This window comes from bacterium, from assembly GCA_036524115.1.
Taxonomy (GTDB): Bacteria; JAUVQV01; JAUVQV01; order JAUVQV01; family DATDCY01; genus DATDCY01.
The window spans coordinates 1-22,249 of sequence record DATDCY010000258.1; the positions used below are offsets into that span (position 1 = coordinate 1).

The window sequence follows — 22,249 nt, forward strand, 5'->3', positions numbered from 1 at the left end:
GCCGCCCGCGGGCTCGACGAGGCCGAGGTGCTGCGGCTCGTCGCCGCGCACACGGAGCAGCGGCAGCTCGGCTTCCTCGGCGAGCCGCGGGTCAACGTGCTCGGGCTGAACCTGGCGCTCGACGCGCTCGACGCGGCGCAAGGGGCGGGGCGATGAACGACGAGGCGCGCCGCCCGTCCCCCGAGTCGTTGCTCAAGCTCGCCCAGGACGAGGAGCGCCGCGGGCGCGCCGGCAGGCTGAAGATCTTCTTCGGGATGTGCCCGGGCGTCGGCAAGACCTACGCGATGCTCGAGGCCGCCCGCCAGCGGCAGGCCGAGGCGATCGACATCGTCGTCGGCCTGGTCGAGACGCACGGCCGCGTCGAGACCGAGGCGCTGCTCAGGGGCCTCGAGGTGCTGCCGCGGCGCGTGGTCCGCCACCACGGCATCGCGCTCGGGGAATTCGACCTGGACGCCGCGCTCGCGCGCCGGCCGCGCCTCGTGCTGGTCGACGAGCTGGCCCACAGCAACGCGCCGGGCCTGCGCCACCGCAAGCGCTGGCAGGACGTGGAGGAGCTGCTGGCGGCGGGGATCGACGTCTACACCACGCTGAACGTCCAGCACTGGGAGAGCCTCAACGACGTCGTCGCGCGCATCACCGGGCGCGCGGTCCGCGAGACCGTCCCCGACACCTTCCTGCAGCGCGCCGACGACCTGGAGCTGGTCGACCTCTCGCCCGAGGACCTGCTGCGCCGGCTGCACGAGGGCAAGGTCTACCGCGGCCCCACCGCCGACCGGGCGGCCGACAACTTCTTCCAGCCCGGGAACCTGATCGCCCTGCGCGAGCTGGCCCTGCGCCACGCCGCCGAGCGCGTCGAGCTGCAGCTGCTCTCCTTCCGCGAGCGCCACGATCAGGGTGGGGCGCCGCCGGTGGGCGAGCGGCTGCTGGTGGGCATCAGCTCCGGGCCGATGACGGCGCGGCTGATCCGCGCCACGGCGCGCCTCGCGGCGCGGCTGCACGGCGAGTGGATCGCCGTCTACGTCGAGACCCCGGCGGAGCTGAAGCTGCCGGCACGCGACCGCGCTCGCGTCGTGGAGAACCTCAGGCTCGCGCAGACGCTTGGCGCCGAGACGCTGACGCGCTCGGGCCTGCGGGTCACGGACGAGCTGCTCGCGCTCGCGCAGGGTCGCAGCGTCACCAAGATCGTCCTCGGCAAGCCCGCCCGGCCGCGCTGGAAGGAGCTGTTGCAGGGCTCGGTCGTCAACGAGATGGCCCGCCGCTGCGGCGAGGTCGACCTCTACGTGATCAGCGGCGTCGGCTCCGACCTCAGCGCACGACACCGTCCGCCCGCGCCGCGGCGGTCGTCCTCCTGGGGCCTGGGCTGGGCGGCGGCGGTCGTGGCCGCCTGCACGCTGCTCTCCTCGTGGCTCTCGCCGCTGCTGGACCGCGCGAACCTGGTCATGCTCTACCTCGCCGGCGTCGCCTGGCTCGGCTACCGCCACGGGCGCGGCCCCTCCCTGGCGGCGGCGGTGCTCGGCGTGCTGGCCTTCGACTTCTTCATCGTGCCCCCCGTGCTGACGTTCGCGGTGGAGGACGCGCAGTACCTCGTCACGTTCGTCGTGATGCTCGGGGTCGGCATCGTCATCAGCTCGCTTGCCGACCGGCTGCACCGGCAGGGCGAGCAGGTGCGCCGCCGCGAGGACCGGCTGCGCGCGCTCTACCGCCTGAGCCTCAAGCTCTCGGAGACGCCGGAGCCCCGGCCCCTGCTCGAGAAGGCACAGCGCCACCTCGAGGATTTCTACCGCGAGCCGGTCGCGCTCATCACCCGCGGCGAGCCCGGCGTGCTGGTCCTGGCGGCGGGGGACGCGGCGCGGTTCGCGTTCGACGAGCCCGAGGCGGCCGTGGCGCAGTGGGTGATCGACCACGGCGTCCCCGCCGGCGCCGGCACGGACACGCTCGGGAGCGCGCGCGGCCTCTACGTGCCGCTGCGGGGCCTGCAGTCCACCGTCGGCGTGCTCGGCGTGCGCCCCGCGGACCCGCAGGTCTTCGCCGAGCCGGAGCAGATGCGCCTGCTCGAGGCCTTCGCGGCGGCGATCGGCGGCGCGCTGGAGAGCACGCGGATGAGCGAGGCGGCCGGGCGCGTCGAGATGCTGCTGGAGCTGCGGACCGTGCAGGCCTCCGACGGCGGCGCGCCGCTGCGCCTCGGCGATTTCCTGGAGGAGGGGCGCATCCTGCGCTTCGACGCGGGGGAGGCGCCCGAGAAGATCATCGAGTCGCTGCTCGGCACGCTGCGCCTGCCGAACCCGGCGCAGGCGCTCCAGGCGGTCCTCGACCGCGAGAAGAACGGGAGCACCTTCGTCGGCTCCGGCGTGAGCATCCCGCACGCGCGCCTGCCGGGTCTCACGGGGATCCAGGCGGCGCTCGGCCTCTCGCCGGCGGGTCCCGTGCGGGTCTGGGCCCTCTTCGTCGCGCCGGCCGAGGACCCCGAGCTGACCCTGCAGTTCCTCGCCGGACTGGCGGGTTTCTTCCGCGCCGGGGGGAACGTGGAGAAGCTGCTCGCGCTCGAGACGCCGGCCGAGATCCTGGCGTTCGTCCGCAGCTGCGGGCCGGCGTGCGACGGGCGGTCTTGACGCGATCCTGACGTCCCCGGGGCCGGTCTTGACGCCACCCTGAGCGCCGCCGGCCCTACTATCCCCCCGTGATCGAGGGGGCCGAACCGCCGCACGAGAGACCGCCGCTCCACCAGCGGGTGCGCCGCCTGCTGTTCGGCAAGCCCCGCGACCTCGCCGACCGCTCCCTCTTCAAGCACCTCTCGCTGCTGCCGTTCCTGGCCTGGGTGGGCCTCGGCGCCGACGGGCTCTCCTCCTCGAGCTACGGCCCCATGGAGGCCTTCCTGACCCTGCGCGAGCACACCTACCTGGCGGTCGGGCTCGCGGCGCTCACGGCGTTCACCGTCATCGTCATCGCCTCGGCCTACAGTCGCATCATCGAGGAGTTCCCGCACGGCGGCGGCGGCTACCTCGTCGCCACGAAGCTGCTCGGACCCCGCTGGGGCGTGGTCTCGGGCAGCGCGCTGCTCGTGGACTACGTGCTGACGATCACGGTCTCGATCGCCGCCGCGGGCGACGCGCTGTTCAGCTTCCTGCCGCTCGGCTTCCAGCGCGGCAAGGTGGAGTTCGAGATCGTCTGCATCGTCGCCCTGATGGCGCTCAACATCCGCGGCGTGAAGGAATCGGTGCAGGCGCTGCTGCCGGTCTTCCTGCTCTTCCTGGCGACGCACGTCGCGCTGCTGGCCGGCGGCGTCTTCGGCCGGCTCTCGGCGCTGGGGGAGACCGCCGCGCGCGCGGCCGACGGCTTCCGCGCGGGGCTCGCCGCGCCCGGCTTCGGCGCCGGCGCCATGGCCCTGCTCTTCCTGCACGCCTATTCCCTCGGGGGCGGCACCTACACCGGCATCGAGGCGGTCTCGAACGGCATGCCGATCATGCAGGAGCCGCGGGTGAGGAACGGCCGGCGCACCATGCTCTACATGGCCGCCTCGCTCGCCGTGACCGCGGGGGGGCTGCTGGTCTGCTACCTGCTGTGGGGCGTGGGCCCGGTCGAGGGCAAGACGCTCAACGCCGTCCTCGCCGAGCGGGTCGTCGCGGGCATCCCGCTTGGTGGCGCCTTCGTGGTGGCGATGCTCGTCTCCGAGGGCGGGCTGCTCGTCGTCGCCTCGCAGGCCGGCTTCATCGACGGCCCGCGCGTCCTGGCGAACATGGCCGTCGACTCCTGGGTCCCGCACCGCTTCGCGGCGCTCTCGGAGCGGCTGACGACCCACAACGGCATCGTGCTCATGGGCCTCGCGGCGCTGGCGGCGCTGCTCTACACCCGCGGGGACGTGGTCAAGCTCGTCGTCATGTACAGCATCAACGTCTTTTTGACCTTCTCGCTCTCGATGTTCGGCATGACCCGCTCGACCCTGCACCGCCGCCGCGAGGGCCGCACCTGGAGGCGCCGCTTCGCCCTGTTCCTGGTCGGGCTCGTGCTCTGCCTGACGATCCTCGTGATCACCAGCTTCGAGAAGTTCGCCGAGGGCGGCTGGATCACCCTGGTCGTGACCGGCGCCCTGGTCGCACTCTGTTTCGTGATCCGCGCCCACTACCGCACCGTCGGCGTCAAGCTCGAGGAGCTGTACGCGATGCTCGGCACGCTGCCGCTGGACGTCGACCGCATCCCTGTCGAGCCCGACCCGACGCAGCCGACCGCGGTCGTGCTCGTCGGCAGCTACGGTGGCCTTGGCATCCACACCGTGCTCAACGCCTTCCGCGCCTTCCCCGGGCACTTCAAGAACCTGGTGTTCGTTTCCATCGGCGTCGTGGACTCCGGCGGCTTCAAGGGGGAGGAGACGGTGGAGGCGCTGCGGGAGCGCACCGAGGAGACGCTCGGCCGCTACCTGCAGCTTGCCAGCGGGCTGGGGATCCCGGCGACGTACCGTTACGCGCTCGGCACCGACGCCGTCGAGGAGGCCGACCGGCTCTGCCGGCGCATCGCGGAGGAGTTCCACGGCTGCATGTTCTTTGCCGGCAAGGTCATCTTCCACCGCGAGCAGTGGTACCAGCGCATCCTGCACAACGAGACGGCCAACCTCGTCCAGAAGCGCTTGCAGTGGGCCGGCCTCACCATGGTCATCCTGCCCGCCAAGTTGAGGTAGCCGTCGACCGATCCGGAGGCCAGGGCGCGCCCCGGCGGCGTTGCTCCGCGCGCTGCTTGTGCGGCGGGCACCAGCCCGCCTCCGCGCGCGCTTGTCGCTGCCTTGCCGGAACGCACCCTGACGCTCCGGCTCGGTGACGGCAGCACGTGCACTGCGAACGCGGATTGTGGACAAGGCTGGCGCAAAGGATGATACCGTTATGAGAGGATCCCTTCCGGAAGGATGGCCTTCGTGACGCAAGACAGGCCGATGACTCGGGACGACGCGGGAAGCCGGGTCGCGTACCTCTGGTCGGCGCTGCTCGTGGCCGGCATCAGCGTGGTCGCGCTCCTGGGCCGCCGGGCCTTCCACCTCCCCGATGTCGTGATGCTCTACCTGCTGGCGATCCTGATCGCCTCGTTCCGGCTGGGTCGCGGCCCGGCGGTGGCCGCCGCGGCCCTGTCCGTCGCCAGCTACGACTACTTCTTCGTGCCGCCGTACTACACGCTGAGCGTCGAGCACGCGCGGCACGCCCTGACCTTCGCGATGATGTTCGGTCTCGGCCTCGTGGTGAGCGGCCTGAGCGGACGGCTGCGCCGGCAGGAGCGCGAGGCCCGCGCCCGGGAGGAGCGGACGGCGGCGCTCCACGCGTTGAGTCGCGAGCTGGTCGGCGCCGCGGACGCCGCGCAGGCGGCGGAGGCTGCGGCCCGCCATGCCGCCCGGGTCTTCGGCGGCGACGCCACGGTCCTGCTGCTCGACGCGCAGGGGCGGCTCGCGCCCCCGGGGGAAGATGAGCCGCCCGCCCTGGCCCCGGCCGACCTCGAGGTCGCCCGCTGGGTGGTTGACCACGGGCGCGTCGCGGGGGCCGGGACCGAGATCTTCCACGGGGCGGCCGTAGCCGGCGTGCCGCTCACGGCCGGGCTGGCGACCCTGGGGGCGCTGGTGCTGCGGCGGCCGGCTCCCGGCGCGATTGACGAGTCGCAACGCGGGTTCCTCGAGGTCTTCGCGCGGCAGATCTCGTTCGCCCTGGAGCGGCTGCGCCTGGCCGAAGAGGCACGCGCGGCTGCGCTGCGGGCGCGCACCGAGCAGATGCGCTCATCGCTGGCGAGCGCGGTTTCCCACGACCTGCGCACCCCGCTGGCCACGATCACGGGCGCGGCAACGGCGCTGCGCGACGAAGGGGAGCGGCTGGACGCCGGGCAGCGGGCGGAGCTGGTCGAGACGGTGTGCGCGGAGGCCGAGCGCATGGAGCGGCTGATCGGGAACATCCTCGACATGGTGCGGATCGAGTCCGGCGCCATGCACCTGCGGCGCGACTGGGTGCCGCTCGAGGAGGTGCTCGGCTCGGCGCTCGTGCGCCTGGACGCGCGCCTCGCCGGCCGCCGGGTGACGACCGACCTGCCGGAGGGGCTGCCGCTGGTGCCCGTCGACCCGGTCCTCTTCGAACAGGTGTTCGTGAACCTGCTGGACAACGCGCTGAAGTACACGCCCGCCGGTTCGCCGCTCGCGGTGGGCGCGCGGTTCACCAGCGGCGCGGTGGAGATCGAGGTCGCCGATCGCGGCCCGGGCATCCCGGCGGGGCAGGAGGAGCGGGTCTTCGAGAAGTTCCAGCGGGGCGCGCAGGAGCGGGGCGGCGGCACGGGCCTCGGCCTGCCGATCTGCCGCGGCATCGTGGAGGCGCACGGCGGGACGCTCGTGGCCGCGAACCGCGAGGGCGGCGGCGCGGTGTTCCGCATCGTGCTGCCGTTGCGCGAGGCGCCGCCGGCTGCGCCGCCGGCCGAGGCCGCGGAGGTGCCGGCGTGAGCGCCCCGGGGCCGCTCATCCTCGTCGTCGAGGACGATCCGCAGCTGCGGCGCTTCCTGCGCACCGCGCTCGGCGCGCAGGACTACCGCCTCGTCGAGGCGGAGACCGTGAAGGAGGCGCTGATCGCCGCGACCACGCACAACCCGGAGCTGGTGCTCCTCGACATCGGGCTGCCCGACGGCAACGGCATCGATCTGACGCGGCGGATCCGCGAGTGGAGCCGGGTCCCGATCATCGTCATTTCGGCGCGGGGGCGCGAGGACGACAAGGTCGCCGCGCTGGACGCGGGCGCGGACGACTACCTGACGAAGCCCTTCGGCGTCAACGAGCTGCTGGCGCGCATCCGCGTCGGGCTGCGGCACGCCCTGGCCGGCGGCTCGCTGCCGGAGGCGCCCGTGCTGGAGATCGGCGAGCTGCGCCTGGATCTCGCGCGGCGGCAGGTCACGGTCGCGGGCGCCGAGGTCCACCTGACCCCGCTGGAGTACCGCCTGCTCGCGCTGCTGGCGCAGAACGCGGGGAAGGTCCTCACGCACCGCCAGATCCTCAAGGAGGTCTGGGGCCCCGGCGCCGTCGCCGAGACGCACTACCTGCGCGTCTTCATGGCGCAGCTGCGGCGCAAGATCGAGGCCGACCCCGCCCGCCCGCGGCTGCTGCTGACGGAGCCCGGGGTCGGCTACCGGCTGCGGGAGGGGTGAGCGCCCGGCGTTGCGCCTGAGCTGAGCGAAGTCCTCCGGCGGGCGCTTCCATGGGGGCTCCGCCCCCTCGGCACGACAGTCGTCCTGAGCCTCGCCCGGATGGGGGTGGCGCGGCTTCCGCCGCTGTCACCCCCGGACCAGTTCGCGGTGCCTCGTATCCGGGCCTGCCTGATCTGCCGATGCGGTACAATCCCGCGCCATGACGACCAATCCGCTCGCCGCCGGCGCCTCCGGTTCCGCGCGGCTCTCCGCCAAGGCGCGACAGTTCTCCGAGTCCGTAATCCGGGAGATGACGCGGCACGCGCTCGCGCACGGTGCGGTGAACCTCGCGCAGGGGTTCCCGGACTTTCCGTGCCCGGAGGAGATCAAGGAGGCGGCCTGCCGGGCGGTGCGCGCGGACATCAATCAGTACGCGATCACCTGGGGCGCGAAGAACTTCCGCGAGGCGCTGGCGGCGAAGACGCGGCGCTTCACGGGGATGGAGATCGACCCGGAGCGCGAGATCACGGTGACCTGCGGCTCGACGGAGGCGATGATCGCCGCGCTGATGGCGGTCGTCGACCCGGGCGACGAGGTGATCGTCTTCGAGCCGTTCTACGAGAACTACGGGCCCGACGCGATCCTGTGCGGCGCCACGCCGTGCTTCGTGCCGCTGCGACCGGTGACGGGGGAGGGCGGGGTGCTCTCCTGGGCGTACGACCCGGACGAGCTGCGCCGCGCGTTCGGCCCGCGCACCCGCGCCGTGATCCTCAACACGCCGAACAACCCGACCGGCAAGGTCTTCTCGCGGGCGGAGCTGGAGCAGATCGCCGCGCTCTGCGTCGAGCACGACTGCCTCGCGGTCACGGACGAGATCTACGAGCACATCGTCTTCGACGGGCACGAGCACGTGCTCATCGCGACGCTCCCCGGCATGCGCGAGCGCACGATCACGATCAACGGATTGAGCAAGACGTACTCGGTCACCGGCTGGCGCATCGGCTACGCGATCGCGCCGCCGGCGCTGGCCGCCGGCATCCGCAAGGTGCACGACTTCCTCACCGTGGGCGCCGCGGCGCCGCTGCAGGAGGCGGGGGTCGTCGCGCTCAACCTCCCCGATGCCTACTACCGCGGCCTCGCCGATCTCTACCGCGCCAAGCGCGACCGCTTCCTGCCGGTGCTCGAGCGCGCCGGTTTCCGCTGCTTCCGCCCCTCAGGCGCGTACTACGTGATGGCGGACGTCTCGGGCCTCACGAAGCTGGACGCGACGGCGTTCGCCCTCGAGCTGGTGCGCGATCCGGGCGTCGCGGTCGTCCCCGGGCCGAGCTTCTTCTCGCGGCCGGAGGACGGGCGCTCGCTCGTGCGCTTCTGCTTCTGCAAACGCGACGAGACGCTGGACGCCGCGGCGGCGCGCCTCGAGCGCTGGGCCGCGAAGGCCTAGAGCGCCGCCCGCTCCTACCGCCTGGCCCCGGTGACGGCGACCACCCCGGCGCCGTCGCACGTCAGGTTGGAGTCGGCTCCCGCCAGGATCTCGTCCCGCACCTGGCCCCGCAGCTCCGTGCGCTCGTGCGCGAGGGTGAGCACGCAGTTGTAGGGGGGACGCGTGACCGCCGGGTGCAGGAACGCGAAGTGCACCTGCCCGCCCCGCGCGTCCGCGTAGCCGCTGATGTCGACGGAGATCGGGTCCGCGAACGTCCCGTCGAAGCGGTACCTGCCGTCGGAGGTGGGGATACTCCCGACGGCGTGCAGCGTCAGCGTGGCCGTGGACGGTCCCCCGTCGAGGATGAGATCCCAGGTGCCGTTCCAGGTGGAGGCCGCCCGCCCGGAGAAGTCGCGCACATAGGTCTTGCCTACGGCGTCGTGCGCCGCGTCGGCCGAGTCCAGGGTCATGAGGCCCCACGAGGAGCCGCCGGAGAACACCGTGCCGGCAGCGTCGCCTCCCGGCCCCACGGCCCCGCTCTCGATGTAGAGCCGGAGCTGGCCGGTGTTGACGCGCCTGCCCCAGACGCGGCGCGGGGAGTTGTTCCTGGTCGTGAACGTCCCGAGCCGGGCCGTGCTCAGCAGCCGGGGGTCCTCCGTGATGTAGGGGCCCACCTGGAACCCGTCGTGGTAGTTCAGGAGGGCGTCCGGCGTGTTGCGGGTGCGCCGGAGCGAGAGCTTGCCCTGGTAGGCCGCGTGGCTGTCGAAGACGGCCCAGGTGCCGAGGTAGCCCAGCTCGTGGCCGCCCGCGTTCGCCGTCGCCGGCCGCACGCCGCGCACGATGAACCCTTCCCCGGCGCGGGTCTTGAGGAAGGAGTAGGGGACCCAGATGTAGGGGTAGTTGTCGGGCCCCCAGGAGTTCTTCAGGAGAAAGAGCCGGTGGTTGCGGTCGTAGCCGACGAGGACCATGGCGTGGCCCACGTCGCCGAAGGTGCCGGGCCCCGCCACCGTGATGCAGAGGGCGGCGCCGTCGTAGAGGGTCGCGGGGTCGCAGTGGAGGTTCGCGAGGCTGATGCCGAGATCGACCTCGTAGTTGTTCGCCAGGTACTGCTCGAGACTCGCCGGCTTGCGGGTGTCGGACGCCGGGACCACCTGCATCCCCCAGACACCGTAGCGCGCGCCGTAGCGGCCGTCGTAGGCAACGTTCAGCGGGTCGTAGGCGAAGCGGTCGACCCACGGGTTCGTGTTGTACACCGGCGGCGAGGGTTGGCAGAACTTCTGCCCGTACGCCGTGAAGGGCGTCGCGCGCAGGCTGATGGCGTCCCCGAGCAGCGCCTGCAGGTACCAGTAGGAGGGCCAGGGGTTGCCGGCGTCCTCCTCGGCAAGGCGCAGGCCGCGCGCGGCGACGATGACCGCGTCGTGGGTGGCCCAGGTGTCGCCCGAGTCCCAGGCGTAGTCGATGAACCCGCAGTTGGTCGAGAGACTCTCGTGCGAGGCGGCGGGGTTGCGCGTCGAGGTCTGCGACGCCATGTCGTTGAGGAGCTGCCACTCCGAGAGGTCGAGGTCCTCGGGAGCCGGCGCGAGCTGTCGCTGGCAGTACGGCTCGGTCGCTGCGAGCGCCGGGTGCTTCGCGCAGCGGCGCTTGTACGCGGCCTCGATGGTGCCGACGAGCGCGTAGGTGAAGCAGGTTCCGAACCCGTCCTGATCCTTGACCGGTGTCTGGTAGACGCGCAGGTCGACCTTCGCGGCGGTGGCGGCGTGCAGGCCGGCCTTGAACGCCGCGAGTCCGTCGACCGGCGCCCCGGCGTGTGCGGGGCGGACGGGCGCGAGGAAGACGAGCACCGCCGTCAGGAGCAGGGTCGCGGAAAAGGGGATCCTCCACTGAGCGCGCATTGCCGTACCCTCCCGTTTCGGACTGACGCCTACGAACACTATCGGCGGCTGTTCGCCGGGAGCGCCGCGTGTGCGCCCGACTTTCTGGACCGTCCCGGCCCCGCCGAAGTCCCTTCGGGGTGGAGCACGTTCTCGGTGGCCTGATTGTTCGCCCGCGGGAAGCGCCTGTCAAGGCCGCCTCTTCCCCCCGCCGGTCGGCCTCACCCCGGGGGAGGGCGGCGCGTTCCTACCCCTCCGCGAGGTCCGCCTCGACGTCGACGACGATGCGCACCTCGCTGCCCACCATCAGGCCGCCGACGATCGGGACGTTCCAGGTCATCCCGTAGTCCTCGCGCTTGACGCGCGTGCTCAGCCGCAGGCCGAGCGAGGTGTCGCCGTCGGTGGAGCGCGCCGGCCCGAAGCGCTCGACCTCGAGCGCCACGGGGCGGGTCACGCCGTGGATGAAGAGTTCCCCGCGCAGGCGCCGCAGCTCGGTCCCTTCGGCGTCCGCGCCGGTGCTCTTGAAGATGATGTGCGGGAAGGTCGCGACGTCGAAGAAGTCGGCGCTGCGCAGGTGCTCGTCGCGTTTCTGGATGCCGGTGCAGATCCCCTCGGTCTCGATCACCGCCTCGAGGGCTGTCGCCGCGGGACGCGCCGCGTCGAAGATCAGCTCGCCGGCGATGCGGTTGAAGTGCCCGTGGACGTCGGCGACCGTCATGTGCCGCACGGTGAACGTGGCCACGGTGTGGTCGGGGTCGATCAGCCATCTGGACATGTGCGCCTCCCCGCGGCAGGACGCCGCCCGGATCGATTCTGGTCCCGCGCGCCGGTCGCCGTCAACCGCGGCCGGCGCGCCGGACCACCAAGAAAACGTCGTCGGGGTGCAGGTCCTCGCGCACCCGCGCATCCGGCGAAAGACGCTCACGCGCAAACGCCAGCAGCCACGCCGGGTCGACGTAGTGCAGCTCCACGTCCTTGTGCGCCGTTCGCGCGGTCAGGAAGTTGACGAACAGCGCCTCGCGCGCGCAGCCCCAGAGCAGCGGCAGCACCCCCTCGATGGTCTCCTGGATGCCGCCGACGCGCAGGTTGAAGACGCCGCAGGCGATCACCACATCGAAACGCCGCCCGAGCGGTTCCTCCTCGATGTCGCGCGCAAGGAACTCGGTCCCCGGGTGCTTCTCCCGCGCCAGCGCGATCAGGTCCGGGTGGAGGTCGACGCCGGTGTACGCGCACGCGACGCCCCGCCCGCGCAGGAACCCGCGGAAGTCCCCCTTGCCGCAGCCGAAGTCGAGCAGCGCTTTCCCCGCCAGGTCACCGCAGAGCGCGAGGAACGCCTCGTAGCGCGCCCGCTGGCCCGCCGCGGTCCAGCGCACGGCCTGCGGCGCGTCCCCGTGGTCGCGCAGGTGCCGGCCGAAGCAGTCGAGGACTTCGCGCCTGCCGTAGGGGTCCATCGCCACCGACTCTAGCACAGCCCGCGCGGATTTCGATTGACGGCCCGCGGATTGCTCACTATTATCCGCAAGTTATGCAACGGGCAGGGCGCGCCTGAAGCCGGCGCGCGGAAGGGAACCACGGTGGAACTGAGCCGCATCCGCAATTTCTGCATCATCGCGCACATCGACCACGGCAAGTCGACGCTCGCCGACCGGCTGATCCAGGCCTGCGGCGCCGTCGAGGACCGCAACTTCCAGGACCAGATCCTGGACACGATGGACATCGAGCGCGAGCGCGGGATCACCATCAAGAGCAACACGATCACGATGCCGTACACGGCCCGCGACGGCAAGGAGTACCTGCTCAACCTCATCGACACGCCCGGGCACGTGGACTTCTCGCACGAGGTGCGCCGATCCTTGCTGGCCTGCGACGGGGCGCTGATCATCGTCGACGCCAGCCAGGGCGTCGAGGCGCAGACGCTCGCCAACTACTACCTCGCGGTCGAGCACGACCTGACACTGCTGCCGGTGATCAACAAGATTGACCTGCCGGCGGCCGACGTCGAGCGCATCCGCGAGGAGATCGACGCCGACCTCGGGCTCGACCCCTTCGAGGCGATCCCGATCTCCGCGAAGAAGGGGATCGGCATCGAGGAGGTCCTCGAGGGGATCGTGACCAAGCTCCCCCCCCCGAAGGGGGACGCCGCGGCGCCGCTCAAGGCGCTGATCTTCGACGCCTACTACGACATCTACCGCGGCGTCGTGCTGCTGGTGCGCATCAAGGAGGGGACGCTCAAGCCCGGCCAGCGCCTGCGCTTCATGCACACGGGCACGGAGCACGAGGCCGAGGAGGTCGGCCTCAACCGCCTCGGCCGCGTCAAGGGCACGCAGCTGGCGGCCGGCGAGGTCGGCTACGTCATCGCCGGCGTCAAGACGATCCGCGACATCGAGGTCGGCGACACGATCACCGACGCGGCCCGCCCGGCCGACGCGCCGATCCCCGGGTACAAGCCGGCCAAGCCGGTGGTCTTCTCCTCGGTCTACCCGATGGGCACCGACGACTTCGAGGCGCTGACCAAGGCGCTCGAGAAGCTCTCGCTCAACGACGCGGCGCTCGTCTACACCAAGGACTCCTCGGCCGCGCTCGGCTACGGCTACCGCTGCGGCTTCCTCGGCCTGCTGCACCTGGACGTCGTGCAGGAGCGCATCGACCGGGAGTTCGGCATCTCGCTCATCCTCTCGGCGCCGAGCGTCCTCTACAAGGTGACGCTCGCCAACGGCACGCAGCTGGACGTCGACAACCCCGTCTACTGGCCCGACCCGGCGCAGATCGCCGCGGTCACCGAGCCGTACATCAAGGCGACGATCATGCTCCCGGCCACCTACATGAGCCCGATCATGGACCTCTGCCGCGAGTGCCGCGCGACGAAGCTCACGACGAACCACCTCGCCGCCAACCGCGTCGAGATCGTCAGCGAGATGCCGCTCAACGAGGTGCTCTTCGACTTCTACGACCGGCTCAAGACGCTCACCCGCGGCTACGGCTCCTTCGACTACGAGGAGCTGGACTACCGGCCGAGCGACATCGTCAAGGTCGACATCCTCGTCAACGGCGAGAAGGTCGACGCGCTCAGCTACCTCGTCCACCGCGAGAAGGCCCGCACGCGGGCGCTGCACTACTGCGAGCGGCTCGCCGAGACGATCCCGCGCCACCTCTTCAAGATCGCGATCCAGGGCGCCATCGGCGGCAACATCATCGCGCGCACCAACGTCAACCCGCTGCGCAAGGACGTGACGGCCAAGTGCTACGGCGGCGACATCACCCGCAAGCGCAAGCTCCTCGAGAAGCAGAAGGAGGGGAAGAAGCGCATGAAGACGATCGGGTCGGTGAACATCCCGCAGGAGGCGTTCGTCGCGGTGCTGCGCTCCGACAAGCAGGACTGACGCGGAGCGGCGCCCGGCGCGCCCCCGGAGCTAGGCCGGCGGCGGGCCGGCAGGCAGGACCTCCCGGAGTCTCTCGAGCAGGGTCTGCAGGCGGTACGGCTTGCGGACGAAGCCGGCGAGTCCCCGTCCCTCGAGCCGCGCGACCGACTCCTGCTCGTCGAAGCCGCTCATCAGCAGCACCGGGACGCCGGGATCGATGCGGTGCATCTCGTTGAAGGCCTCCTCGCCCCCCATGCGCGGCATCGTCAGGTCGAGCAGCACGGCGCCGAGGCGACCGCGCTCGGCCTCGAAGGTCGCGACCCCGGCCGCGCCGTCCTCGGCGGTGACCACCTCGAAGCCGGACTCCTCGAGCATCGCCTGCGCCGTCCGCCGCACGCTCTCCTCGTCGTCCACCACCAGGATGCGCGAGCGCGGGAGGCCCGCCGGCCGCGTCGCGGGCGGCCGGGCCTCGTGGGCCGCGCGCTCCGCGGTCCCCGCGGAGACCGGCAACAGCACCGAGAAGACCGTGCCGGTCCCCGGCTCGCTCGAGACGCGGATGCCGCCCCGGTGCCCGCGCACGATGCCGATCACCGACGCGAGGCCGAGGCCGCGGCCCGCCTGCTTCGTCGTGAAGAACGGGTCGAAGATCCGCATCAGCGTCTGCTCGTCCATCCCGCAGCCGGAGTCGGTGACCTCGATCGTCGCGTACTCGCCGGGCGGGAGGCGGTGGTCGAGGACGCCCCTGGCCGGGACGTCCGGGGCGATGGCCTCGACGCGCGTCGAGACGGTGATCGTCCCCGCGCTCCCCCCGAGCGCGTCCGAGGCGTTGGTGATCAGGTTCATCACCACCTGGCGGATCTGCGTGGCGTCGGCGTCGACCGGCGGCACGGCGGGCTCGAGACGGTAGGTGACCGTGGCCCGCTTGCTGATCACGGTCGCGAGCAGGTGCCCCATCTCCTCGACGAGGCGCGAGAGGTTGAGCGTCTCGACGACGAAGCGCCCCTTGCCGGAGTAGGCGAGCATCTGGTTCGTGAGGTCCGCGGCCCGCTGCGACGAGGTCTCGATGTTCACGAGGAAGGGGCGCAGCGGCGACTCGGGCGGGGCCTTGGCGAGCGCGAGGTCCGCGTTGCCGAGGATCACCATGAGCAGGTTGTTGAAGTCGTGCGCGATGCCGCCGGCGAGCACGCCGAGGCTCTCGAGCTTCTGGGCCTGCTGCATCCGCCGCTCGAAGACGAGGCGCTCGACCTCGGCGTTGCGCCGGCCCGTGCTGTCCACCGAGACGCAGCCGAGCAGGGGCTCCTCGCCCGCGCGCTCGACGACGAACATGCGCGTCTCGTAGATCCGCGTGCCGCCGGCACCGTCGTCGACCGTCTCGTCCAGGGCCACGGAGCGGGCGCGCTGGGCCGCCGTTCCGTCCGCGGCGGCCTGCACCGCGGGCAGCAGCAGCTCCCGCGCGTTGCGGCCGATCTGTCCGCGGCCGGGCAGGTCGCGGTACGCCTGGTTGGAGTAGAGGACGCGGCCGCCGAGGTCCTGCACGTAGACGGCGGCGGGGATGTTGTCGAGAAAAGCCGCGAAGAGGTGCTGGCTCTCGTGCAGGGCCGCCTCCGCGCGGCGGCGCTCCGCCAGTTCCTCGGTCAGCTGGGCGTGCTGCCGCCGCGTGCGCCGTTCGCCGAGGATCAGCAGTCCGCAGAACCCGGCGACGAAGATGGTGAAGATCGCCGCCGCCAGCCGCGCCCCGGCCGCCCGCCGCTCCCAGGGGCCCAGCGCGCTGGAGGCCACGTCCGCGACGACGACGACCAGCGGGTAGTCGGGCATGGCGCGGTAGCTGGAGAAGCGGCGGACCTTGTCGATGATGGCGACCACCTCGTAGTGCCCCGTCGGCTCGCTGAGGACCCGCTTGAGCATCGGGCTCGCCCGCAGGTCCTGGCCGATCTCCGTCTGCTCTTTGAAGCGGCGCGCGCGCACGATCCCGTCGCGGCCCACGAGCATGACGCCTCGGTCGGGGCCGAGCGCGAGCCCCTCATAGAACTTCTCGAAGTACCCGGGGTCGAGCCCGGCCGTGACGACCCCGGCGAAGGTGCCATCCGGCAGTTCGACGCGCCGCGAGACGAAGAAGGACCAGGTCCCTGCGAGCTGGGTGCGCACGGGGGTGGCGATGTAGAAACCCACGTCCGGCTTCTCGGCGTGGACCCGGAACGTCTCGTTCCGGGCGATGTTGATCGGCTTGCTGAGCGGGAGCGCACTCAGGGCGAGGTTGCCGCGCGCGTCCACCACCGCAACCTGGTTGAGGCTCGGATCGTCCTTGCTGCGCTCCACGAGCCGCGCCAGATGGGGGGTCACCCGGCCCTGGTCGTCCGCGAACTCGTGCTGGAGCGCGAGCAGCATCCCGTCCGCGTCCCTGAGCACCCGCCGGACATGTTCCTCGAAGGCACGCGCCAGCGCGTCGTTCTCGCGGTAGATGCGCTCCACCTCCGAGTCGCGGTCTGCCGCGATCCTGTGCAGCGTGTCGGCCCAGGCACCCGCGATGAGGGTCAGCGCGAAAACGACGATGAGGGCGCCGGTCGGCAGCCGCCCCGGGGGCTGGACGCCTCGCTCGGGTGCCATGGGGCCGTATCATAGCGCAGTGCCGCGGGAACCGAGGGCCGTCGCGGGACACGCCCGTGCGGCGGGTCCGGTGGCCGGCCGGCCGGTGCTATAGTTGGCGGCGGCGGGCCGCGCGCCGGCGGCCTTGGAGAAGGGGCGATGATGGACTTCACCGACGAGCAGATCCAGCGGTACAGCCGGCACCTCCTGCTTCCGGACGTGGGGTGGGAGGGGCAGGAGCGGCTGCTGCGCGCGAAGGTCCTGATCGTGGGGGCGGGCGGCCTCGGCTCGCCGGTGGGGTGCTACCTCGCCGCGGCCGGCGTCGGCACCATCGGCGTGGTCGACGCCGACCGGGTCGAGCTCTCGAACCTGCAGCGGCAGATCGCGCACACCACGGGCCGCCTCGGCGCGCTCAAGGCGGAGTCGGCGAAGAGCGCGTGGCAGGCAATCAATCCCGACGTGAATGTGGTCCCCCACGCGGCGCGGCTGTGCGCGGCCAACGCGCGCGAGATCGTCGGGGCGTACGACATCGTCGTGGACGGCAGCGACAACTTCCCGACGCGCTACCTCGTCAACGACGCCTGCGTGCTGCTGCGCAGGCCCCTGGTCAGCGGCGCGGTCTATCGCCACGAGGGGCAGGTGTTCGTCGTCCGCCCCGGCGCCGGGCCGTGCTATCGCTGCCTGTTCCCGACCCCGCCCGCGCCCGGCCTGGTCCCGACCTGCGCCGAGGCCGGCGTGCTCGGCGTCGTGCCCGGGGTCGTCGGCACGCTGCAGGCCACGGAGGTGCTCAAGGCCCTCATCGGCGTCGGCGAGTCGCTCGCCGGGCGCCTGCTGCTGTGGGATGCGCTGGCGATGAGCTTCACGACCGTCCGCGTGCCCCGCAACCCGGCGTGCCCCGTCTGCGGCGAGAGCCCGACGATCACCGAGCTCGCGGACGAGCCGGCGGCGCGCCCGACGGTGTGCTGAAGAGCGCCCCTTCGCGGCCCGCTTCAGGCGCAGAGCTTGCGCAGCAGCCAGGCGACGTTGCGGCCGAGGGTGCGCATCGTCTGCATCCCCTCGTCGTCGCCCGCGACCTCCCCGGGCTCGCGCCCGCGGCCGATGTTCCAGTAGCTCGAGCCGGGCACGATCATCTCGCCGATCAGGAAGAACGCGTTCAGCGAGCTGAAGGCGTGGAAGGAGCCCGCGCGGCGCACGGCCACGACCCCCGCGCCGACCTTGCGCCGCAGCAGCTCGGGGTTGGCGCGCCCGACCATGCCCGCGCGCTCGATGAGCGCCTTCATCGAGGCGGAGACGTCGGCGAAGTACGTCGGCGACCCGAGCAGGATGCCGTCGGCGCCCTCGATCCTCGCGATGCACTCGTTGACGACGTCCTTCGTCACGGCGCAGCGCCGATCCTTGTTCTTGAAGCACTGGTTGCAGGCGATGCACCCCTGGATCGGCTTGCCCGCGAGCGGGAACAGCTCGGTCTCGATTCCCTCGGCCGCGATCTGCTCGAGCGCGGTGGCGAGCAGCATCGCGGTGTTGCCGTCCTTGCGGGCGCTGCCGTTGAATGCTATGACCTTCATGTCCCCTCCCGGCAGGCAGCTGAAGTTACGTGGTGCCTGGTTGCCCCGAACCTGTGCCGCGGCCGGAGCCGCGCCGCCGTCCGCGCGGCCGGCGTGGGGCCGCGGCGGGCGTCTCCGCCGCCTTCTCGCCGCCGGCGGCCGGCCCGAGCCCGGTGACCAGCCAGGTCCCGCCGGCCTTCTGGTTGCGGGCGATCTCCACGATTCCCTGGTCGCGCGCGTCCTCGAGCAGCGCCGAGAAGCTCGAGTAGCCGTAGCTGCTCTCGGTGAACGACGGGTGCTTGCGCTTGAGCGTGTCCTTGACCATCGAGCCGTGGAGCACGTCCTTGTTCTCGCGGATGAGCGCCTGCACGGTCGAGGCCAGCAGCGCGAAGGCCTGCGCCTTGCCCTTGGGGAGCGCGTCGAGCGCGGGGATGTTCTCGGCGGCGAGGTCCTCGTAGAAGATGAACTCGTCGCAGTTCTCGACCAGGAGCGCGGAGGAGGACTCGCGGACGCCGATGCCGATCACGGACTTGTTGTTCTCGCGCAGCTTGGACACCAGTGGCGAGAAGTCCGAGTCGCCCGAGAGGATGACGAAGGTGTCGAGGTGCTCCTTGGACCAGCAGAGGTCCATCGCGTCGACGGCGAGGCGGATGTCCGCGCTGTTCTTGCCGGACTGGTGGCGCTTGGGGATCTCGATCATCTCGATCCCCGCGGCGTGCAGCTCGCTCTTGTACTCCGGGTAGTTGCTCCAGTCGGCGTAGGCCTTCTTGATGATGATCTTGCCCTTCTCGAGCAGCCGCTCGAGCACCAGCCGGATGCGGAACTTCTTGTTCGTGCCCTTGAGGCCGAGCGCGATGTTGTCGAAGTCGATGAAGAGCGCGAGGTTCTTGTCCTCGTCCCTGCCGGCTGTCATCGTTGTTCTCCTTGTCTGAGAGGTGGCGGCGCAACGGTCCCGTCACCTAATCTTAGCAGGTTAGCCGCCTGGGCACCTTGGTCCCATGCGTCGCCTCCGGGGTCCTGTCGCTGCGGACCCCCGTCGGTGCTCGCTCGGAGCTGCGCGCCGCCGGGGGGCCCCCCCTTCGCGCCACCCCTTCGGCTCCAGCCTGGGACGGCGCGAATCCGGCAACCGACAGGAGAGCCCGGAACCGCGCCCAGTCGAAGCGCGGGCCGGGGTCCTGTTTCCTGCCGCGCGGCCACGCCACCTGGCTGTGCCCGACGATGCGCCGCGGCGTGATCGCCGGGTGCGCGCGCATCAACCGGCGGCAGAGGCGCGCGAGCGACGCGTACTGGCGCTGCGTGAACTCGTGCGCCGCATCGCCGATCAGCTCGATGCCGAGGGAGAAGTCGTTGCACCCCGTGCGCCCGCGCCAGCGGCTGACGCCGGCGTGGTAGGCCGCGCGATCGGTCGGGACGAACTGCGTGACGCGGCCGCGCCGGTCCACGAGGAAGTGCGCCGAGAGCTCCTTCCCCTCCACCTCGCGGTACGCCGGGTGCCTGGCGGCGTCGAGCGTGCCGAGGAAGAGCGCCTCGACGTCGGCGGTGTCGAAGCTCCCGGGGGGGCAGGTGATGTAATGGACGATGATCATGTCCACCGCCGCGCCGCCGCGGTCGCGGTGGTGCGGGCTCGGCAGGTACCGCGTCTTCACGGCGAGAGCAGCGTCATCGCGAAGGCCGCCGCCGGCGGGATGACGAGGTTGTCGTTGGCGAACTTCGGCAGCAGCAGCTCCACGAGCGCGGCGAACCAGGCGCCGGCCAGCAGCGGCACCGGCGGCGGGCCGCCGAGTGCGGCGCGGGTGGCGAAGCCCGCGAGAGCGGCCGCGACGAAGAACGCCACGGTCCCCTCGAGGCTCTTGCCGCCCACCCTGTGCCGCCCCCAGCGCTCGCCGACCGTCGTCGCCGAGACGTCGCCCGCGGCGAGGAAGAGCACAGCCGCGACGGCGGGCGGCTCGGGAAAGAGCAGCAGCGTCAGCGCGACGCCGAGGAGGTACGGCGGCGTCCCGTTGAGCTTGTGCTCCTCGCCGGGGCGCAGGAACCCCGAGAGGTGCGCCATCGCCCAGGCGTTGAAGCGCGGCAGGGTGAAGCGCGCGAGGTCGAAGAGGAGCACGGCGGCCAGCAGGGCGCCGTACGCGAAGAACGCGCGCGGGCGCCCGAGCGCGAACCAGATCGCGAGCAGGCCGAGCCCGCCGCCGACGTGGTAGAGCTTGCGCCCGAGATGCCTCACCGGTACCCCCGCGGCCCGCGCAGCGGCGGGTTGTAGTAGCCGAAGCGCACGCGCGGGAACTCCCGGCGCACCCGCGCCATGACCGTCGCCACGCCCAGCGGTGCCCCGCCCGCGAGCGGGCGCGCCACCTCCCAGTACCATTCCGGATCGAGGTTGAGGTTGCGCCACTGGATCAGGTCGGGCCGCACCTCGCGCAGCAGCGCCCGGAAGGCCGCCCACTCCGCGGGGTCGTCGGTGACGCCCGGGAAGACGAAGTAGTTCAGCGAGAGGAACTTGCCGCGCCGGCGCACCTCGCGCATGCTCGCGACGACGTCGTCGAAGCCGTAGCCCCGTGGCCGCGCGTAGGCGCGGTAGAGGGCCGGCCGCGCGCTGTTGAGGCTGACGCGCACGCTGTCGAGCCCGGCGTCGAGGATCCGGGCGAGCGCCGCCGGGCGGCTGGCGTTGGTGTTCAGGTTGAGCGTGCCGCGCGCGGTGCGGGCGCGGACGGCTCGCACCGTGCCCTCGAGCAGCTCAGCCTGCAGCAGCGGCTCGCCCTCGCACCCCTGGCCGAAGCTGGCGACCGCCCGCGGCGCCCGCTCGAGATGCGGCACGGCGACCGCGAGGACCTCGTCGACCGTCGGCGCGAACGCGATCCGCTCCTGCGTCGCGGGGCAGCCGGAGCCCGCCGGCTGGCGCGAGAGGCAGCCGAGGCAGCGGGCGTTGCAGGCGGGGGACGTCGGCAGCGGCGCCTCCCAGCGGCCCAGCACCAGGTTGTTCGCGGCGGGGCACCCCGAGCAGAGCGCGCACCCGAGCAGGTGCTGCCAGAGCCGGTTGCGGTGGTGGCGCGTGCGCAGCGCCCGGGCGCGCCGGGCGATCTCCCGCCGGTCGAACTCCGCGATGTCCTGCCGCCGGTCGGGGTCGACGCGCACGGCCGGGACGACGAAACGGCCCCGGTGCCAGCCGACCGCCGTGTAGGCGAAGAGCGGCAGCCGCGGCGCCCCGCGGAACGTGCGGAAGGCTGCGGTCGCCAGCTGCGTGTGCGCCGGGGCCAGGAACGCGGCCACCGCGGTGGCGCCGGCGATCGCCCCCGCCGCGCCGGTGCGCGCATCGGCCGCCAGCGGCTCGCGCCCGGGCAGCAGGAAGAGCTCGGACCCCGGCGGGAGCCCGATGCAGGCGGCGGCTTCCAGCGGCGCAAGGGTGTCGCCGACCCGCCCGAGGGCCGCCTGGCCGGGCACGTCGACGATGTGGCCGGCGGCGTCGGCCGCGACCGCGAGGACGGGGTCGGCACGTCGGGAGCGCGGCATGCCCGGGATGATACCACCGCGTCCGCGTGCGCCCGCGGCCGCGGCCCGGAAATTGACACCTTCCCGCGCAATCTGCGAAACTGCCATAGTTTGGGGAAGGATGCGCCAACCGATGCTGCACAAAGTGGTGGTCCGCTACAAGGACGGCGGGATCGCGAAGGGGACGACCGCCGACTTCACGCCGAACCGCCCGTCGTTCACGCTGGAGCGGGTGGCCCCGGCGCCGGGCGGTCCGGCGGTCGTCAACGTGGAGGACCTGAAGGCGCTGTTCTTCGTGCGCAGCTTCGAGGGCAACCGCGAGTACCGGGAGCAGAAGCTGCGCCTGCCCGAGGGGACGATCGGGAGGCGCTACCTGCTGACGTTCACCGACGGCGAGACGATGCGCGGCACGGCGCTCGGGGTGAACCTCTCCCGGTACGGGTTCCTGCTCTTCCCGGCGGACCCGGGTGGCAACAACAAGCGGATCTTCGTCGTGCACTCCGCGGTGAAGGAACTGCGGCAGGAGGATTGAACGTTCCATGAGCCGTCGCGCCGCCGCCGCGCTCGCCGCGGCCCTCCTCGCTGCCCTCGCCGCCCCCGCCGTGCGCGGACAGGAGCCGGTGCTCAACCCGCACACCCGGGAGGCCTGCCTGCGCTGCCACAAGGACGGCGTCGCGGGGCCGGAGCGCACGCGGATCTTCCCGTCGCGCGACGAGCCGCACGCCGCGGTGGCGAGCAGCTGCCGCTCCTGCCACAAGGACGGCACGCAGGACTTCTGGCTGGTCATCCTCCCGCGGGGGACGGGCGCCGCCGCCGCGCCGCCGTCCGAGCCGCTGTCGGCTCCGCTGGGGGCCACGCCCAGGC

General features: G+C 72.2%; 19 protein-coding genes. 10 read left to right on the forward strand and 9 right to left on the reverse strand.

Annotated elements, in window-relative coordinates; translation table 11 throughout:
* The 6 genes from VI078_12560 to VI078_12585 form a co-directional block, all read left to right on the forward strand.
* The coding region (locus VI078_12560) for a potassium-transporting ATPase subunit C (protein HEY6000114.1) at window positions 1–156 on the forward strand (156 nt) is incomplete at its 5' end.
* Window positions 153–2,609, forward strand: a complete 2,457-nt coding sequence (locus tag VI078_12565) for a DUF4118 domain-containing protein (GenBank protein ID HEY6000115.1) — start codon at window positions 153–155, stop codon at window positions 2,607–2,609. The genes VI078_12560 and VI078_12565, both read left to right, overlap by 4 nt.
* 68 nt (window positions 2,610–2,677) lie before the next feature.
* On the forward strand, window positions 2,678–4,669 hold the full coding sequence (locus tag VI078_12570; GenBank protein ID HEY6000116.1) for an APC family permease: 1,992 nt from the start codon (window positions 2,678–2,680) through the stop codon (window positions 4,667–4,669).
* A gap of 231 nt (window positions 4,670–4,900) precedes the next feature.
* Entirely contained in the window at window positions 4,901–6,451 is a 1,551-nt protein-coding gene (locus VI078_12575) for a DUF4118 domain-containing protein (protein HEY6000117.1), read from the forward strand.
* Entirely contained in the window at window positions 6,448–7,146 is a 699-nt protein-coding gene (locus VI078_12580) for a response regulator (protein ID HEY6000118.1), read from the forward strand. Before VI078_12575 ends, VI078_12580 begins: the two co-directional genes overlap by 4 nt.
* Before the next feature lie 199 nt (window positions 7,147–7,345).
* Complete coding sequence (locus VI078_12585) at window positions 7,346–8,566, forward strand: aminotransferase class I/II-fold pyridoxal phosphate-dependent enzyme (protein ID HEY6000119.1); 1,221 nt, start codon at window positions 7,346–7,348, stop codon at window positions 8,564–8,566.
* A 14-nt stretch (window positions 8,567–8,580) separates the two neighbouring features.
* On the opposite strand, the gene VI078_12590 is transcribed toward VI078_12585, so the two are convergent.
* The 3 genes from VI078_12590 to VI078_12600 form a co-directional block, all read right to left on the reverse strand.
* The gene (locus tag VI078_12590; protein ID HEY6000120.1) at window positions 8,581–10,437 is read right to left on the reverse strand and encodes a hypothetical protein; all 1,857 of its coding nucleotides are present in this window, start codon (window positions 10,435–10,437) and stop codon (window positions 8,581–8,583) included.
* A gap of 226 nt (window positions 10,438–10,663) precedes the next feature.
* Window positions 10,664–11,191 carry a YceI family protein gene (locus VI078_12595; GenBank protein ID HEY6000121.1) on the reverse strand — a complete coding sequence of 176 codons (528 nt, stop codon included), beginning with the start codon at window positions 11,189–11,191 and terminating at the stop codon, window positions 10,664–10,666.
* A 61-nt stretch (window positions 11,192–11,252) separates the two neighbouring features.
* Window positions 11,253–11,867, reverse strand: a complete 615-nt coding sequence (locus VI078_12600) for a class I SAM-dependent methyltransferase (protein HEY6000122.1) — start codon at window positions 11,865–11,867, stop codon at window positions 11,253–11,255.
* A 129-nt stretch (window positions 11,868–11,996) separates the two neighbouring features.
* Between VI078_12600 and lepA the strand changes: the two genes are divergently transcribed.
* Window positions 11,997–13,796 carry a translation elongation factor 4 gene (gene lepA, locus VI078_12605; protein ID HEY6000123.1) on the forward strand — a complete coding sequence of 600 codons (1,800 nt, stop codon included), beginning with the start codon at window positions 11,997–11,999 and terminating at the stop codon, window positions 13,794–13,796.
* Between the two features lie 30 nt (window positions 13,797–13,826).
* On the opposite strand, the gene VI078_12610 is transcribed toward lepA, so the two are convergent.
* A complete protein-coding gene (locus VI078_12610; protein HEY6000124.1) occupies window positions 13,827–16,379 on the reverse strand; it encodes an ATP-binding protein in 2,553 nt (850 codons plus the stop codon).
* Between the two features lie 141 nt (window positions 16,380–16,520).
* Between VI078_12610 and moeB the strand changes: the two genes are divergently transcribed.
* Entirely contained in the window at window positions 16,521–17,324 is an 804-nt protein-coding gene (gene moeB / locus VI078_12615) for a molybdopterin-synthase adenylyltransferase MoeB (GenBank protein ID HEY6000125.1), read from the forward strand.
* A gap of 23 nt (window positions 17,325–17,347) precedes the next feature.
* Here the strand turns inward: moeB and VI078_12620 are convergent, their stop codons facing one another.
* The 5 genes from VI078_12620 to VI078_12640 are packed head-to-tail and all read right to left on the reverse strand — an operon-like array spanning window position 17,348 to window position 21,406.
* On the reverse strand, window positions 17,348–17,923 hold the full coding sequence (locus VI078_12620) for a flavodoxin family protein (protein HEY6000126.1): 576 nt from the start codon (window positions 17,921–17,923) through the stop codon (window positions 17,348–17,350).
* A 25-nt stretch (window positions 17,924–17,948) separates the two neighbouring features.
* A complete protein-coding gene (locus VI078_12625; GenBank protein ID HEY6000127.1) occupies window positions 17,949–18,815 on the reverse strand; it encodes an NYN domain-containing protein in 867 nt (288 codons plus the stop codon).
* A gap of 52 nt (window positions 18,816–18,867) precedes the next feature.
* Window positions 18,868–19,548, reverse strand: a complete 681-nt coding sequence (ampD, locus tag VI078_12630; GenBank protein HEY6000128.1) for a 1,6-anhydro-N-acetylmuramyl-L-alanine amidase AmpD — start codon at window positions 19,546–19,548, stop codon at window positions 18,868–18,870.
* Complete coding sequence (locus tag VI078_12635) at window positions 19,545–20,123, reverse strand: hypothetical protein (protein ID HEY6000129.1); 579 nt, start codon at window positions 20,121–20,123, stop codon at window positions 19,545–19,547. Before VI078_12635 ends, ampD begins: the two co-directional genes overlap by 4 nt.
* Window positions 20,120–21,406, reverse strand: a complete 1,287-nt coding sequence (locus VI078_12640) for a radical SAM protein (protein HEY6000130.1) — start codon at window positions 21,404–21,406, stop codon at window positions 20,120–20,122. Before VI078_12640 ends, VI078_12635 begins: the two co-directional genes overlap by 4 nt.
* Window positions 21,407–21,518: 112 nt before the next feature.
* Here VI078_12640 and VI078_12645 point away from each other — a divergent pair, with 112 nt between their 5' ends.
* Window positions 21,519–21,917: a hypothetical protein gene (locus tag VI078_12645; GenBank protein ID HEY6000131.1), complete on the forward strand. Its 399-nt coding sequence runs from the start codon at window positions 21,519–21,521 to the stop codon at window positions 21,915–21,917.
* 7 nt (window positions 21,918–21,924) lie between these two features.
* Window positions 21,925–22,249 (forward strand): hypothetical protein (locus VI078_12650; protein HEY6000132.1); only part of this gene is annotated, 325 nt, incomplete at its 3' end.

Bases quoted from the DNA above. Each gene is read 5' to 3' on its own strand.
- VI078_12565 (HEY6000115.1), top strand. From the start codon at position 153: ATGAACGACGAGGCGCGCCGCCCGTCCCCCGAGTCGTTGCTCAAGCTC.
- VI078_12585 (HEY6000119.1), top strand. From the start codon at position 7,346: ATGACGACCAATCCGCTCGCCGCCGGCGCCTCCGGTTCCGCGCGGCTC.
- VI078_12590 (HEY6000120.1), bottom strand. From the start codon at position 10,437: ATGCGCGCTCAGTGGAGGATCCCCTTTTCCGCGACCCTGCTCCTGACG.
- VI078_12595 (HEY6000121.1), bottom strand. From the start codon at position 11,191: ATGTCCAGATGGCTGATCGACCCCGACCACACCGTGGCCACGTTCACC.
- VI078_12600 (HEY6000122.1), bottom strand. From the start codon at position 11,867: ATGGACCCCTACGGCAGGCGCGAAGTCCTCGACTGCTTCGGCCGGCAC.
- VI078_12610 (HEY6000124.1), bottom strand. From the start codon at position 16,379: ATGGCACCCGAGCGAGGCGTCCAGCCCCCGGGGCGGCTGCCGACCGGC.
- moeB (HEY6000125.1), top strand. From the start codon at position 16,521: ATGGACTTCACCGACGAGCAGATCCAGCGGTACAGCCGGCACCTCCTG.
- VI078_12620 (HEY6000126.1), bottom strand. From the start codon at position 17,923: ATGAAGGTCATAGCATTCAACGGCAGCGCCCGCAAGGACGGCAACACC.
- VI078_12625 (HEY6000127.1), bottom strand. From the start codon at position 18,815: ATGACAGCCGGCAGGGACGAGGACAAGAACCTCGCGCTCTTCATCGAC.
- VI078_12640 (HEY6000130.1), bottom strand. From the start codon at position 21,406: ATGCCGCGCTCCCGACGTGCCGACCCCGTCCTCGCGGTCGCGGCCGAC.
- VI078_12645 (HEY6000131.1), top strand. From the start codon at position 21,519: ATGCTGCACAAAGTGGTGGTCCGCTACAAGGACGGCGGGATCGCGAAG.